The following is a 13,374-nucleotide window of genomic DNA, read 5'->3' as shown; positions in this document are numbered from 1 at the left end:
TCCCCCCGCTCCCCCCCACAACCGCCGCGCGAAACCGGCCCCGGCCCCGGCCCCCGTGGGGGCGCCCCCGGGGGCCCCCCCCCGCCCCCCCCCCGGGGGGGCCCCCCCCCCCCCCCGCCCCCCGCCCCAGAACCGGGAGGTCAGCGTTTGCCGAGCCGTGCCTCTGCCCCGGCCAGTCCGCCCACCGCCGCCAGCAGCAGCAAGGTCCCCGCCACCGTCGCCGCGGTCAGGCGCTCGTCGAGCACCGTCACCGCGATCACCGCCGCGCTCACCGGCTCCAGCAGCATGATCACCGAGACCGTCGCGGCCCGTACGACCGCCGCCCCGGCGAAGTAGAGCGCATACGCCAGCGCCGTCGGCACCGCCGCCACGTACGTCAACAGCCACACCACACGCATCAGTTCTTCGGTGTGCGGCAGCAGTCCTTCGGCGAGCGCCATCGGCAGCAGACCCACCGCACCGATGCCGAAGGCCCATGCCGTCGTCGCCATGGAATCGCCGCCGCCGTCGCGCCCTAGCCACCGGGTGAGCAGAGTGATCGCCGCGTATCCGGCCGCGGACAGCAGCGCGAGCGCCACTCCTGCCGGCCGCACCGTCCCGCCGTCGCCGCCGAGGACCAGCACGAACAGACCGGCGAGCGCTCCGACGACGGCGACGACGCCGCCCCGACCGAGCCGCTCCCCCATCGTCAGCCGCGCGCCCACCGCGATGAGGACCGGGCCCGCGCCCAGCGTGACGACCGTGCCCACGGCGAGGCCGGTCGCCTGGACCGCGGCGAAGTAGGCGCTCTGGAAGAGGGTGAGCCCGATGCCCGTGCCGAGGATGCGCAGCAGCCGCCGACGGCGTGGCTCCCGGACCGAGACGCTGACCTGGGCAGCCGTGCGCCGGGCCCGCAACGCGAGCGCGCCGAGCAGCAGCACCAGACCGCCGACGCAGCGCCAGAAGGACAGCGAGAGCGGGCCGAGGTCGCTCACCTGGAAGACCAGCGAGGCGGCAGCGCCCGCGGTGCCCCAGGCCACTCCGGCGAAGATCAGATAGAGGAGGTTCCGCCCGACGGGCGCCGGCGCGGCAGGAAGCTGCGCGGGCATGCGGACAGCGGAAGTTGAGGAAAGATTCGACACGTGACGTCTCCGTGTGAAGAACGGGATGGTTGGTCGCTCTGCTCCGTCACGCGGGCAGCGACGAACCGCTCGGGGACAACCCGAGCCCGGTCTTCGTCAACGGCTGGCCGCCCGCGCTAAGCGGCAGGCGGCGGAAGGACGGTCGAATGCATGGCCGTGACACTACGTCCCCGCGTGTCCGGACGACAACTCACCCTCGGCGGCAGGTGCGGGACCCGACGCGCTAGAAGGCGCGGGACCCGGCGCGGCGAGCCGCTCCGGCTGTCCGCCCGCCACCGGCCCTGACGGGGCCTTCGGCGCCTGCGACTGCGCGATGAACGCGCCCACCAGCACCACCGCTCCGCCGATGATCTGCGGCGCCGACAGATGCTCCCGCAGCAGCACCCAGGCCAGCACGGTCGCGATGACCGCCTCCAGGCACGCCACCACGCCTGCCACCTGTGGCGAGAGTCTGCGCACCGACACCACGCCGGTGACATACGCGAGCACGGTGGCAATCAGCACGATCCAGCCGAGCAGCAGCCCCGCAGGCACATCCGTACCGCCCATGGACGCGTCCGCGCCGAGCAGCGAGAAGTCCATGCCCCACGGCCGCGCGACCAGCGTCAGCACCACGGCGCCGACGAGCAGGCCGTACGCGATGACTCCCAGCGGGTCCGGCGCGTCCTCGCCGTCACCACCGTGGTCGGAGAGGACGAAGTAGCCGACCTGGCAGCAGGCCGCGGCCAGCGCGAGCACCAGCCCGAGGATGTCGAAGCTCAGTCCTGCCCAGACTTCGACGACGCACGCGAGACCGGCGACCGCGAGCACGACACCGACGGCCGCGGCACGGGTCACGGGCCTGCGCTGCACAAAGCGCACCCAGCCGAGGACGAGTGCGGGCGCGAGGTATTCGATGAGGAGTGCGACGCCGACCGGGATGCGGGAGATCGCCGCGAAGTAGCAGGCCTGGACGCCCGCGACGGCGAGCAGCCCGAAGCCGACGAGCAACGCGGGCCGGCGCAGCACCAGATCCCGGTGGCGCCAGGCCACGGGCAGCATGATGAGCGCGGAACCGGCCACGCGCAGCCACACCACATGCAGCGGGTCGAGGCCCGCTTCGATCAGTGGCTTGGCCGCCACACCTGATCCACCGAATGCGAACGCCGAGACCAGGGCGAGTCCCAGGCCGGCGCTCCTTACCTGAGACGCGTGCATCGGCACATCATGACAGCGCGCGTCAGGAGCGTCGACCCCGTTGCACATGTCGAGACGCGAGGGCCGTCCACGGCGGGGACATGCGGATCAGACTGCCGTTATTCGTCCGCTCAGCTGCGCCGCGTCCACGCCTGCCCGGCGCAGCACCTCAACGGCCCGGCATTCGGCGTCCGCGGCCAGACAGGCAAGGAGGTCGATGCCGCCGGCCCGCGCATCGCCGCGCAGTTCGGCGCGCTCCAGCGCACCCTCCATCGCGGCGGCCGCCGACGGCGACCATCCCGACGTCTCGGCCTCGGGATCGCGTACGACGGGAACGGTCCCGGAGTCCTCCACCGAGCCCTGCCAGCGCAGGCCGTACCCGATGCTGCGCTGGACGAGATAGCCGAGCACGCGGGCGACTTCGGGACCGGTTCCGAGCGCGTCGCGCACCTCGGGGTCGGTCTCGATCAGCGAGTGCAGCAGATGTGCGGTGTCGATCTGCCGGTCGCCGTCCCGCAGCGCCCTGCGGCGCGCACCGGCGACCACCGACGCCAGCTCCACGGTGAGTCTGGCATCGATGTCCGGGCGTGTGACAGCGGCCTGTTGGGGCAGCCGCGGGGTAGGGCTCTGCACATCTCCTACCTCATCAGCTCCCGAGAGCTCGTGCGTCCCCGCGGGGAGCCATTTCCTCATCCCGCGGAAGTTGGGCACGCGCGACCGGTTTCTCCTCCTTGCGGATGAGATCGAGACAGTTCTCCCTGAGGGGTGCGCGCCGCCTTGCCATCCGAGGACCCCGCACGGATCCGGCGGCTCCAACCGGCTCCAACCGATCGAGCAGATCTGACTGTTCATCAGTATTGAATGTTCAGGCAGGTGCGGCTACGTTCCGCGACACCGTAACCCGACATGGAGGGGTGGTCGTATGGCCGAAGTCAGTGCCGAGGCCCGCATCGAGGCGCCCGCGGAGAAAGTCTGGGCCCAGCTGACGGACTTCACCAGCTACGGCCAGTGGAACGCCACCCACACCAGCTTCCCCAAGGGCGGCCCCGACACCTTGGAGCTGGGAGCCACGTACGAGGAGAACATGAAACTGATGGGCTTCCCCGCCGAAGTGGCCTGGACCGTGGACGAGTTCGAGGCCGGCCGGGTGCTGGGCATCAGGGGCAAAGGCCCGATGGGCGTCCTCGTCGGCAACCGTTACACGCTCACTCCGGACGGCGACGCGACACAGGTCCGGATCGACGGCGAGTTCACCGGGGCCGCCGTCTCACTGATGGCCGGGAAGCTGAAGGACTCGGCGACCGCCGCGCTCAACGAGTCACTGCGCAAGCTCGGCGGACTGGTCGTCTGACCCGGATCCGGACACGGCAAAGGGCCTCGCGCTGCTGCGCGAGGCCCTTCCCCCGTCCGACGGCCGGTTCTCGTCAGTGTTCGTCGGCGAGAATCAGGTAGAGCTTCTTGCGGGATTCATTGATGACTTCCAGGGCCTTCTGGCGCTGTTCGGCGCTGCCGGTCTTCCAGACCTGGCCGAACGCCTCCATCAGACCCCAGCCCGCCTGCCGGATCTCGTTGACCGTCTCCCAGTCGACTCCGCGGCCGGCCTCTTCCCACGGGGCGTCGGGCCCCGCGTCGGCCTCTGCGCGGCCCGCGTCGGTGAGCGTGAACAGCTTCTTGCCGCCCTCGCTCTGGTTGGTTATCAGGCCTTCGTCCTCGAGCAGTTGGAGCGTCGGGTAGACCGAGCCGGGGCTGGGCTTCCAGGCCCCGCCACTGCGCTCGCCGATCTCCTGGATCATCTCGTAACCGTGCATCGGACGGTCCTTGAGCAGCGCCAGGATCGAGGCGCGCACATCACCGCGCCGCGCCCTTCCCCGGCCGCCGCCGCGTCCCCGTCCGCTTCCGAAGGGCCCACCGCCGAACGGTCCGCCGAACGGCGGCCCGAACTGGCCGAACGCCCCGCGACGCCCCTCGAAACCACCCCGACCCTGATGGCCGGGCCCGCAGTGCCCGTGACCGTGCTCGTGTCCATGTGAACTCATCGCTACGCTCCCTCCATCGTTGATCTGTCGCGATGCGTCAACGATATATCGCTATAGCTCGCTTGGCAACACTCCATCTGCGTCGGAATCGGTCCAGCGACTCCGGATTGGCCTTGGCCTGCGACTTTCCACAGCCCGTACGGTCCCTCCATGCGGATTCGAATCGTCGACGCCTTCACCGACCGCCCCTTCACCGGCAATCCCGCCGGAGTCCTGCTGCTGGACTCCGACCACTTCCCCGACGACACCTGGCTCCAGCAGGTGGCGACCGAGGTGCATCTCTCGGAGACCGCCTTCGCCCATCCACTCCCCGCGGGCGGCGAGGCCGACTGGGCGCTGCGCTGGTTCACCCCGGCCGCCGAGGTCCGGATGTGCGGCCACGCCACGCTGGCCACCGCGCATGTGCTGCGCAGCACGGGAGCCGCCACCGGCACCGTGCGGTTCGCCGCGCTCTGCGGGATCCTGACCTCCACCGCCCACGAGGACGGCTCGATCACGCTCGACTTCCCGACCTCACCGCTCACCGCGGTCCAAGCCCCGGCGGGCCTGGACGACGTGCTCGGCGCGAAGGCCGTCTCGGTGCACGACACCGGCGCGGACATCGGCGATCTGGTCGTCGAACTCGCCGACGAGCGGACCGTGCGCGACCTGGCCCCGGACTTCCGCGGGCTGGTGGAGCTCGCCGACCGCGGCGTCATCGCCACGGCAGCGGCCGAAGACCCGTCCAAGGGCTATGACTTCGTCTCGCGCGGCTTCTTCCCCCGGATCGGCATCGACGAGGACCCGGTGACCGGCAGCGCGCACACCGCGCTCGCTCCGTTCTGGTCGGCGCGCCTCGGCCGTACGGAACTGACCGGCCTGCAGGCCTCCGCCCGCTCCGGACTCGTGCGTACGTCGCTGCGCGCCGAGCGCACGCTGCTGACCGGCCACGCGGTCACCGTCATCGACGGCGAGCTGCATTCCGCTCCCTGACACCCCACCCGCCGAGGGGCGTACGGCACAGGCCGTACGCCGCTCGGCGAGGATGGCCTGCGTCAGACCGAACGAGGCCGCCGCGACGACCGCGCCGAAGACGGTGGTGACCGCGGCGACGACGGTCACCTTTGCCGCCATGACCGATCTGCGGGCCGGGACGGCCGCAAAGGTCGTACGGATCTGTCCGGTGCTGTACTCGCCGACGACGGTGATCGCGCCGAATGCGCTGACGGCGATCATCAGGACCAGCGCGGCGTTCGTCGTGAAGGCGTGCAGCAGCGGCATCCCGTCGCGTACGAAGTCGGCCCGGTCGGCCGCGTCGTACGCCGTCCAGTAGCGATATGTGTCGTAGGCGGTGCCCACGTTGAAGGCGATGACGGCAAGGGCCGTGATCACGAGGGACCAGTAGGTGGAGCGCAGGGACCACAGTTTGAGCCATTCGGCGGCGAGCAGGTCGCGGTGTCGGGCGCGCGGCTCCGGTACGGCAACGGCGAGTGTGGTCATCGGGCTTCTCCCGCGAGGTATTCGACGCTGTCGGCGGTGAGCTCCATGAAGGCCTCCTCCAGTGAGGCGGCACGGGTGGTCAGCTCGTGCAGCAGGACGCGGTGCTGGAGGGCGAGTTCGCCGATCCGGGCCGCGGGCAGTCCGGTCACCGTCAGCAGGCCGTCGCCGTCCTGCCGTACCGACGCCCCCTCGGCGGCCAGCAGGGCGCTCAATGCGGTGGAGTCAGGGGTACGCACGGTCACGCTCAGCCGCGTGCCGCGGGCGGCGAACTCCGTGAGGCTCTCCGCGGCGATCAGTTCACCCCGGCCGACCACGACGAGCTGATCGGCGGTGTTCTCCATCTCCGACATGAGGTGACTGGAGACGAAGACGGTGCGGCCTTCGCCGGCCAGTCGCCGGAACAGCCCGCGGACCCACTTCACGCCCTCCGGGTCAAGGCCGTTGAGCGGCTCGTCGAACAGCAGCACCGGCGGATCGCCGAGCAAGGCGCCTGCGATGCCGAGCCGCTGTCTCATTCCGAGTGAGAACCCGCCGATACGGCGCCGAGCGGCGCCCGCGAGGCCCACCTCCTCCAGGACCTCGTCCACCCGGCTCCGCGGAATGCGGTTGCTGCGCGCCAGCGCGGACAGATGCGCCGCGGCGCTGCGTCCGCCGTGCACATCGCCCGCGTCGAGGAGCGCGCCGACGTGGCGCAGGCCCCGCTGCCGGTCCCGAAAGGGCCGGCCGTCGACGGTGACGGTTCCGCCGGTCGGATCGTTCAGGCCGAGGATCAGCCGCAATGTGGTGCTCTTTCCTGCGCCGTTCGGGCCGAGGAACCCGGTGACATGCCCGGGGCGAACGGTGAAGGTCAGTCCGTTGACGGCGGTGGTCCGCCCGTAACGCTTCGTCAGTTCGTTGACTTCGATCACGTGGCCCAAGGTGCCGGTGCACAGCCTCCGGTGTCGTCGGACTGCCGCCGACAATCGAGGCGTTGGGCGTCGACCCTGGGTGTACAACCACGGTCCGATGCCCGGCGGGAATCGCCTCACTACGATCGGCGCATGCACGCCATGCCGCCCCTTCCCCTGCTCAAGCGTGTGCCGCCGGGCGTCTGGGTGGCCGTGGCCTGGTGCGGGGGAGCAGCGTTCACCTTCCTCATACGCGTCAGGCTGCCCGGCGAGGAGGAGCCCTCCGTGGTCGCCGGGGTGCTGATCTACCGGTGGGACGGTCTGGCGTTCCTGGCGGTGGCCACCGCACTGGCACTCGTCGCGTGCCGCCGGCTGCACCGCTGGCCCCTGTCGGCACTGGTCCTGCTGCTTTTCGCCGCCGTCGTCGGGACAACAGCGCTGAGCGTGGGCGAGATTCCGCTGGCGCAGTTCCTCGCCGTCGATGTCGCGCTGTACTTCATCGCGGCGACCCGGCCGCGCCGGACCGGGATCGTCGGCCTGCTGATGGCGCTCGCCGTGCTGGCCGCCTTCATCGCCACGCGGCTGCTGGCCGGGTGGAACGTGGGAACCTCGGCGGAGCTCACCGTGGCCCTGACCGCGGTACTCGCCTGGCTCTTCGGCAAGTCGACGCATGAAGCACATGCGTACGCCGAGAAGTCCCGCGCCCAGGCAGCCGCGCAGGCGGTCACGGCCGAACGGCTCCGGATCGCCCGCGAGTTGCACGACATGGTCGCGCACAGCATCGGCATCATCGCCCTCCAGGCCGGTGCGGCGAGGCGGGTCATCGACACCCAGCCGGAGCAGGCACGGGACGCGCTGGGCGAGGTCGAGAACGCGAGCCGGGAAACCTTGTCGGGGCTGCGCCGGATGCTCGGCGCGCTCCGCCGGGCCGAGCCGGGACAACTGCCACAGGCTGCGCCGCTCGATCCGGGGCTCGGCCTCGCGGACGTCGACCGGCTGGCCGCGACGACGACGGCCGCCGGAGTCCGGGTCGACGTGCGGTGGCGGGGCGAGCCGCGGCCGCTGCCGCCGGAGATCGACGTCTCGGCCTACCGGATCATTCAGGAGGCGGTCACCAACGTGGTGCGGCACGCACACACCGACGCCTGTGAGGTGTCCGTCGACTACCGGACGGAGGAGTTGTCCATCGAGGTCGTCGACGCCGGGCGGGGCCGGGGCGGCGCCACGGACACCGGTTACGGGCTCGTCGGGATGCGCGAGCGGGTCGGCCTGCTGCACGGGGAGTTCTCGGCGCAGCCGCGTCCCGAAGGCGGCTTCCGGGTCACGGCGCGCCTGCCTGTGCCGAACGTACAGACGGGACCCACGGAACCGACAAGATCGACGGAGCCGACGGAACCCACGGAAGCGACGGGACCCACCGCACCAGCCGCACCAGCCGCATCCACAGCACCGACCGCACCGACCGCACCGACCGCACCGACAGGAGTCCGATGACCGCCCCGGTCCCCACGACCGTCCGCGTCGTACTCGTCGACGACCAGCCCCTCGTCCGCGCCGCCCTGCGGATGGTCATCACCGACGCCCCCGACCTCGAAGTCGTCGCCGAGGCCGGAACCGGCGCCGAAGCGGTCGGATTGGCCGGGAGCGTCCATCCCGACGTCGTGGTGATGGACATTCGCATGCCCGGCATGGACGGCATCGAGGCCACCCGGCTGATCACCTCCGGCTCCGGGAACGCCCATGTCATCGTCCTGACCACGTTCGATGACGACGACTACGTCTACGGTGCGCTGCGCGCCGGCGCGTCGGGATTCCTCGTCAAGGACATGGCCCTGGACGACATCCTCGCGGCGATCCGCGTCGTCGCCGCCGGAGACGGTCTGATCGCACCGGGCGTCACCCGCCGTCTGATCAAGGAGTTCGCGGACCGTCCCGCCTCCTCCCCACCGCGCCGGGAGGTCGCCGGCATCACCGACCGGGAACGCGAGGTGCTGACCCTCGTCGGGAGCGGCCTGTCCAACTCCGAGATCGCCGCCGAGCTGTGCATCAGCGTCGCGACCGCCAAGACGTATGTGACACGGCTGCTCTCCAAACTGGACGCCCGCGACCGGGTCCAGCTCGTGATCATCGCCTACGAGTCGGGCCTGGTGGCCACGGCCCGATAAGACCCGCGCGACCACGCCGTCGCACCGTCACGCCCTCACGCCCTCACGCCCTCACGCCCTCACGCCGTCGGCAGCCATCCCACCTTCCCCGCCAGCAGCGCGTATCCGACGAAGGCCACGATGTCGAGCAGCGCATGCGCCACCACCAGCGGACCGACCCGTCCCCACCGGCGGTAGAGCAGCACGAAGACCACGCCCATCGCCATGTTGCCGACGAAGCCGCCGATGCCCTGGTAGAGGTGGTACGAGCCGCGCAGCACCGAGCTCGCCACCAGCGCCGCCATCGGCGTCCAGCCCAACTGCCCGAGTCTGCGCAGCAGATACCCGACGACGATCACTTCTTCCAGTACGGCGTTCTGCAGCGCCGACAGGATCAGTACGGGGAATTTCCACCACACCTCGGGCAGCGACTCGGGCACCACCGTGAGATTGGCCCCGGAGGCCCGCGCCAGCAGATAGAACGCCAGGCCCGCACTCCCGATGCCCGCCGCGACAAGCGTCCCCCGTCCCAGATCGAACCAGGGCCTGCTCCGGTCGAAGCCGATGGACCGCAGCCCCGCGCCCTCCCGCATCAGCAGATGCGCGACCAGCAGAACCGGCACCAGTCCGGTCGTGATGTCGAAGAGCTGCCAGGCGAGATCGAGCCACGGCCGGCCGGGCGCGTACGAGGTGTTGAGCTTCGCCGCCTGGTCCTTCAGGCCGCCCGGCTTCGTGGCCGATCCGACAAAGCTGATCAGCGCCGATACTCCGCTCGCGCCGAGCGAGAGCGCGAGTACCAATAGCGTCTCGGATCGCAAGATCTTTCGTGACATGCCCCCTTGAGGGAGAGAATCAGCCACGCGTCCCGCCTCCGCCTGCACCCGTGCCTCCAGTTGAGTATTCCCGCCTCATCCCCATCCTCGCCCCGCTACTGTCTCGAATGCAGGTACGAAGATCGCGCGCGACAGGCCGGGGGACGGGCGTCATCGGCTGACGCGCGGTCCCCATTTCCTTGGTCACCGTTATTCCTTGTTCACCGTTCAATGAGGGGCACCACCGCATGGGACGTCACAGCTTGCCCCACGCCGACGCCAGGGAGTCAGCCAGGTCCCGCCCGCGCCGTCGCACCATCGCCATGGCCACGCTGGTAGTGCTCGCCGTGGCGGCCGGGACGGGGATCGCCGCGCAGAGCGGTCTGCTGTCCTTCAACGAGTCGTGCGAGGACTCCGCCGTCCGCCTGGATCTCGTCGCCTCCCCCGACATCGCCCCGGCCGTCCGCGAGGTCGCCGAGCGCGCCCGCAAGGACCGCATCACCTCCGACGGGCAGTGCATGGCCATCCGTGTCACGGCGCGCGAGAACCACGAGGTCGCCGGGGAACTGGCCACGGACGGCAAGAAGCCGGCGTTCGACATCTGGCTGCCGGACTCCCGTGTCTGGGCCGAGCGCGCCACGGCGTTCGGCGGCGGAGTTCCGCTCAGGGAGGCGGGAACTGTCGCGCTCTCCCCCGTCGTGCTGGCCACCGTCCACTCCGCGGGTGCCGCGCTGGGCTGGCCGACGAAGACCTACACCTGGGCTCAGCTGGCGGCAGTCACCAGCACCTCGGACAAGGTACGGCTCGGCAGCGCGGATCCCGTACGGAGCGCGACCGGGCTGCTGGCGCTCGCCGGCGTCGCCCAGTCCGCGGGCAAGGAAGGCCCGGAGGCCGAGACCAAGGTCGCGGCCACCGCCAAACTGCTCTCGCAGCGGGTGTCCGACGACGACACGCAGGTCGTACGGACGCTGGCGCAGAACGGCTCCGGTCAGGCTGCCGACGCGGCGGCCGGCAACCAGGCCGTGTTCCTCTCCGAGCAGGCCGCCTTCCGCCACCGGTCCGCCGGCGGCGGCGTGGGCGATCTCGAGCTCTTCTACCCGAAGGACGGCGCACCGCAGCTTGACTACCCGTACCACGTGGTCGACGAGGGCAGGCTGAGCACCGACGAGAGCCGGGCGGCGACTCGTTTCCTGGGGGTGCTGGACGAGCCGCCGTCGCGCCGGACGCTGGCGGCGCACGGCTTCCGCCCGGCGGACGGACGGTTCGACGAGAGCCTCGTCCGCGCCGCCGGCGGCCGCAAACCACAGCCTTTCTCGGCGACGGCCGAATCGCCTTCGCAGGACGTCCTCGACCAGACCCTCGGTCTGTGGACCATCACTGTGCAGAGCGCCCGGCTGACCACGGTCGTCGACGTGTCCGCCTCGATGCGGACGCTGGTGCCGGGCCGCGGCTCCGAGAGCCGGCTCGACGTCACGAAGGCCTCACTGCTCAGGGCCCTCGGCCAGTTCACGGCGGAGGACGAGATCGGGCTGTGGGAGTTCTCGACGGGGCTCGACGGCCCGCGCGACTACCGCAAGCTCGTGCCGACCGCCAGGCTCGGCGCTCCGGCGAAGGGCGACGACACCCAGCGGGCGAGGCTCACCAAGGCCTTCAAGGCGCTGGAGCCGGTGCCGGACGGCGCGACCGGTCTGTACGACACGATGCTCGCGGCCTACAAGGAGGCGCAGGCAGGTTACGTGGCGGACAAGTTCAACGCGGTGGTCGTGCTGACCGACGGCTCGAACCAGGACCGGTTCGGCATCTCCCGCAGCGCGCTGATCGCGCAGCTCAAGAAGGCCGCCACCGCGAAGCGGCCGGTGCCGTTGATCGCGATAGCCGTCGGCCCGGACGCCGACCGGAAGGAGGTCGACGCGATCGCCAAGGTGACGGGCGGCGGGGGCTACGAGGTCAGCGACCCGGCGGACATCCAGGCCGTGATCCTCAAGGCGATCATGGCGGCAGGCCAGTCGGGGCAGACGGCCGGGCCCTGACCCTGAGCTGCTGTGCGCTTGGGCCGTTCAACTCGTCGTTCAGCGGGCCGCTCAGGAGTGCGCTCCCGGGAAACCGACCGGCCAGGTGTGCACGGGCTCGCCCTGGTGCATCAGCTCGCAGTAGCGGCGGGTGGTTGCCGCCAGCGCCGCTTCCCGCTCCAGTCCCGCTTCCCGCGCCCGGTGGTAGGTGTCCGCCTGCCAGGAGGCCCCGTTGATCCGGCGCTTGCATCGCTCCTCGATGACGCCGAGATACAGGTCGCGGTCGGCGGGCTCGATGTTCCAGGCGTCCAGACCGGCCGCGGCCAGCGGCAGCAGTTCGTCGCGTACGAGCTTGACGACGGGCACGTGTGTGATGCCGCCGATCCGGCCGGGGCGCGGCCACTTGAGTTCGGCGTCGATGCCGTGGCGGCACGCGGCGTCGAAGTTCTCGGCCGCGGCCGAGAACGGCAGCCGGCTCCACACCGGCCGCGACTCCTCGGCGAGCGCACGCACCAGCCCGTAGTAGAAGGCGGTATTGGCGATGACGTCGGTGACCGTGGGCCCGGCCGGCAGTACGCGGTTCTCCACGCGGAGATGCGGCACGCCGTCGGCGACCCCGTACACCGGGCGGTTCCAGCGGTAGACGGTGCCGTTGTGGAGCACGAGCTCCTGCAGGCTCGGTATGCCGCCGTCCTCCAGCACCCGCAGCGGGTCCTCGTCGTCGCAGATCGGCAGCAGGGCGGGGAAGTAGCGCAGATTCTCCTCGAAGAGGTCGTACGCCGAGTCCACCCACCGCTCGCCGAACCAGGTGCGCGGCCGCACGCCCTGCGCCTGGAGCTCGGGCGGCCGGGTGTCGGTGGCCTGCTGGAACAGCGGCGGCCGCGATTCGCGCCACAGCTCCCGGCCGAACAGGAACGGCGAGTTGGCGCCCACGGCGACCTGTACGGCCGCCACCGCCTGCGCCGCGTTCCACACGTCCGCGAACCGCGCGGGCGTCACCTGGAGGTGCAACTGCACGGATGTGCAGGCCGCTTCCGGGGCTATGGAGGTCGAGGTGCAGGTCAGCCGCTCCACGCCGGTGATGTCGAGCTCGAAGTCCTCGCCCCGTGCCGCGACGATCTGGTCGTTGAGCAGCGTGTACCGGTCGACGTCCGAGAGATTGGAGGTGACCAGGTGGTCCTGCTCGAGCGTCGGCAGAATTCCGATCATCACGATCCCGGCGCCGACCTCGCCCGCTTTTCGATGGGCATATCCGAGCCCGGTGCGCAACTCCTCGGCAAGCTGATCGAGAACCCGTCCGCCGAGCCGGTGCGGAACAATATTTACTTCCAGGTTGAACATTCCGAGCTCGGTCTGGAAATCATGGCTCGCGATGCGCTCGAGCACTTCAGCATTCATCATCCGCGGCAGTCCGTCGGCACCGGCGAGATTGAGCTCGATCTCGAGGCCCATGAGATTCTTGGGCCGGTCGAACCGCTTCTCGGCCAGCAGCCTCGCCAGTCCCGCGAGACACTGCTGCAACTTTCTCCGATACCTTTGGCGATCGGACAGCGCAAGTCCGCCTGCCTCGACCTTCTCCCCCATCGAAGCGTCCCTCCTCGAGTGGGCACCACGCAGCATCCTGCGCTCGCGTCACGGACGATAATGCCCAGACCGACTGATCTATAACGCAGCGCGTACGGTCTGCGACCGGTACTGTGGCGATGCGAT

Annotated in this window: 13 protein-coding genes; 6 read left to right on the top strand and 7 right to left on the bottom strand. The window is 70.6% G+C overall.

The window, feature by feature from the left end; all coding sequences use genetic code 11:
• Positions 1–140 precede the first annotated feature (140 nt).
• The 3 genes from ACH4YL_RS39335 to ACH4YL_RS39325 form a co-directional block, all read right to left on the bottom strand.
• Positions 141–1,088, bottom strand: a complete 948-nt coding sequence (locus ACH4YL_RS39335) for a DMT family transporter (RefSeq protein ID WP_398512337.1) — start codon at positions 1,086–1,088, stop codon at positions 141–143.
• A gap of 195 nt (positions 1,089–1,283) precedes the next feature.
• The gene (locus tag ACH4YL_RS39330; protein WP_398512336.1) at positions 1,284–2,318 is read right to left on the bottom strand and encodes an EamA family transporter; all 1,035 of its coding nucleotides are present in this window, start codon (positions 2,316–2,318) and stop codon (positions 1,284–1,286) included.
• A gap of 87 nt (positions 2,319–2,405) precedes the next feature.
• Positions 2,406–2,930, bottom strand: coding sequence for a Clp protease N-terminal domain-containing protein (locus ACH4YL_RS39325; protein ID WP_398512335.1), 525 nt, complete (start codon positions 2,928–2,930; stop codon positions 2,406–2,408).
• Between the two features lie 289 nt (positions 2,931–3,219).
• Between ACH4YL_RS39325 and ACH4YL_RS39320 the strand changes: the two genes are divergently transcribed.
• Positions 3,220–3,648 (top strand): SRPBCC family protein, encoded by a 429-nt coding sequence (locus ACH4YL_RS39320; RefSeq protein ID WP_398512334.1) that lies wholly within the window; start codon positions 3,220–3,222, stop codon positions 3,646–3,648.
• 73 nt (positions 3,649–3,721) lie between these two features.
• On the opposite strand, the gene ACH4YL_RS39315 is transcribed toward ACH4YL_RS39320, so the two are convergent.
• Complete coding sequence (locus ACH4YL_RS39315) at positions 3,722–4,333, bottom strand: PadR family transcriptional regulator (RefSeq protein ID WP_398512333.1); 612 nt, start codon at positions 4,331–4,333, stop codon at positions 3,722–3,724.
• A 150-nt stretch (positions 4,334–4,483) separates the two neighbouring features.
• On the opposite strand from ACH4YL_RS39315, the gene ACH4YL_RS39310 reads away from it, so the two are divergent.
• Positions 4,484–5,305: a PhzF family phenazine biosynthesis protein gene (locus ACH4YL_RS39310; RefSeq protein ID WP_398512332.1), complete on the top strand. Its 822-nt coding sequence runs from the start codon at positions 4,484–4,486 to the stop codon at positions 5,303–5,305.
• A 52-nt stretch (positions 5,306–5,357) separates the two neighbouring features.
• The gene (locus ACH4YL_RS39305) at positions 5,358–5,645 is read left to right on the top strand and encodes a hypothetical protein (RefSeq protein WP_398512331.1); all 288 of its coding nucleotides are present in this window, start codon (positions 5,358–5,360) and stop codon (positions 5,643–5,645) included.
• A 163-nt stretch (positions 5,646–5,808) separates the two neighbouring features.
• Here ACH4YL_RS39305 and ACH4YL_RS39300 read toward each other — a convergent pair whose 3' ends face one another.
• Positions 5,809–6,720, bottom strand: coding sequence for an ATP-binding cassette domain-containing protein (locus ACH4YL_RS39300; RefSeq protein WP_398512330.1), 912 nt, complete (start codon positions 6,718–6,720; stop codon positions 5,809–5,811).
• A gap of 132 nt (positions 6,721–6,852) precedes the next feature.
• On the opposite strand from ACH4YL_RS39300, the gene ACH4YL_RS39295 reads away from it, so the two are divergent.
• Positions 6,853–8,193, top strand: a complete 1,341-nt coding sequence (locus tag ACH4YL_RS39295; protein WP_398512329.1) for a sensor histidine kinase — start codon at positions 6,853–6,855, stop codon at positions 8,191–8,193.
• Positions 8,190–8,864 carry a response regulator gene (locus ACH4YL_RS39290; RefSeq protein WP_398512328.1) on the top strand — a complete coding sequence of 225 codons (675 nt, stop codon included), beginning with the start codon at positions 8,190–8,192 and terminating at the stop codon, positions 8,862–8,864. The genes ACH4YL_RS39295 and ACH4YL_RS39290 overlap by 4 nt, the downstream gene beginning before the upstream one ends.
• 59 nt (positions 8,865–8,923) lie before the next feature.
• Here ACH4YL_RS39290 and ACH4YL_RS39285 read toward each other — a convergent pair whose 3' ends face one another.
• Positions 8,924–9,676, bottom strand: coding sequence for a CPBP family intramembrane glutamic endopeptidase (locus ACH4YL_RS39285; protein ID WP_398512327.1), 753 nt, complete (start codon positions 9,674–9,676; stop codon positions 8,924–8,926).
• 227 nt (positions 9,677–9,903) lie between these two features.
• Here ACH4YL_RS39285 and ACH4YL_RS39280 point away from each other — a divergent pair, with 227 nt between their 5' ends.
• A complete protein-coding gene (locus ACH4YL_RS39280; protein ID WP_398512326.1) occupies positions 9,904–11,685 on the top strand; it encodes a hypothetical protein in 1,782 nt (593 codons plus the stop codon).
• 51 nt (positions 11,686–11,736) lie between these two features.
• On the opposite strand, the gene ACH4YL_RS39275 is transcribed toward ACH4YL_RS39280, so the two are convergent.
• Positions 11,737–13,248 carry a glutamate-cysteine ligase family protein gene (locus ACH4YL_RS39275; RefSeq protein WP_398512325.1) on the bottom strand — a complete coding sequence of 504 codons (1,512 nt, stop codon included), beginning with the start codon at positions 13,246–13,248 and terminating at the stop codon, positions 11,737–11,739.
• Positions 13,249–13,374 lie beyond the last annotated feature (126 nt).

Source organism: Streptomyces sp. NPDC020681, assembly GCF_044334895.1.
Classification (GTDB): Bacteria; Actinomycetota; Actinomycetes; order Streptomycetales; family Streptomycetaceae; genus Streptomyces.
Note: the sequence above shows the minus strand (reverse complement) of the source record. Positions and strands in the feature narration are given on the sequence as shown.

Excerpts from the sequence above, each read along its gene's own strand:
- ACH4YL_RS39320 (WP_398512334.1), top strand. The coding sequence starts at position 3,220 with ATGGCCGAAGTCAGTGCCGAGGCCCGCATCGAGGCGCCCGCGGAGAAA.
- ACH4YL_RS39305 (WP_398512331.1), top strand. The coding sequence starts at position 5,358 with ATGGCCTGCGTCAGACCGAACGAGGCCGCCGCGACGACCGCGCCGAAG.
- ACH4YL_RS39330 (WP_398512336.1), bottom strand. The coding sequence starts at position 2,318 with ATGCACGCGTCTCAGGTAAGGAGCGCCGGCCTGGGACTCGCCCTGGTC.
- ACH4YL_RS39275 (WP_398512325.1), bottom strand. The coding sequence starts at position 13,248 with ATGGGGGAGAAGGTCGAGGCAGGCGGACTTGCGCTGTCCGATCGCCAA.
- ACH4YL_RS39290 (WP_398512328.1), top strand. The coding sequence starts at position 8,190 with ATGACCGCCCCGGTCCCCACGACCGTCCGCGTCGTACTCGTCGACGAC.
- ACH4YL_RS39295 (WP_398512329.1), top strand. The coding sequence starts at position 6,853 with ATGCACGCCATGCCGCCCCTTCCCCTGCTCAAGCGTGTGCCGCCGGGC.
- ACH4YL_RS39315 (WP_398512333.1), bottom strand. The coding sequence starts at position 4,333 with ATGAGTTCACATGGACACGAGCACGGTCACGGGCACTGCGGGCCCGGC.
- ACH4YL_RS39310 (WP_398512332.1), top strand. The coding sequence starts at position 4,484 with ATGCGGATTCGAATCGTCGACGCCTTCACCGACCGCCCCTTCACCGGC.
- ACH4YL_RS39285 (WP_398512327.1), bottom strand. The coding sequence starts at position 9,676 with ATGTCACGAAAGATCTTGCGATCCGAGACGCTATTGGTACTCGCGCTC.
- ACH4YL_RS39280 (WP_398512326.1), top strand. The coding sequence starts at position 9,904 with ATGGGACGTCACAGCTTGCCCCACGCCGACGCCAGGGAGTCAGCCAGG.
- ACH4YL_RS39335 (WP_398512337.1), bottom strand. The coding sequence starts at position 1,088 with ATGCCCGCGCAGCTTCCTGCCGCGCCGGCGCCCGTCGGGCGGAACCTC.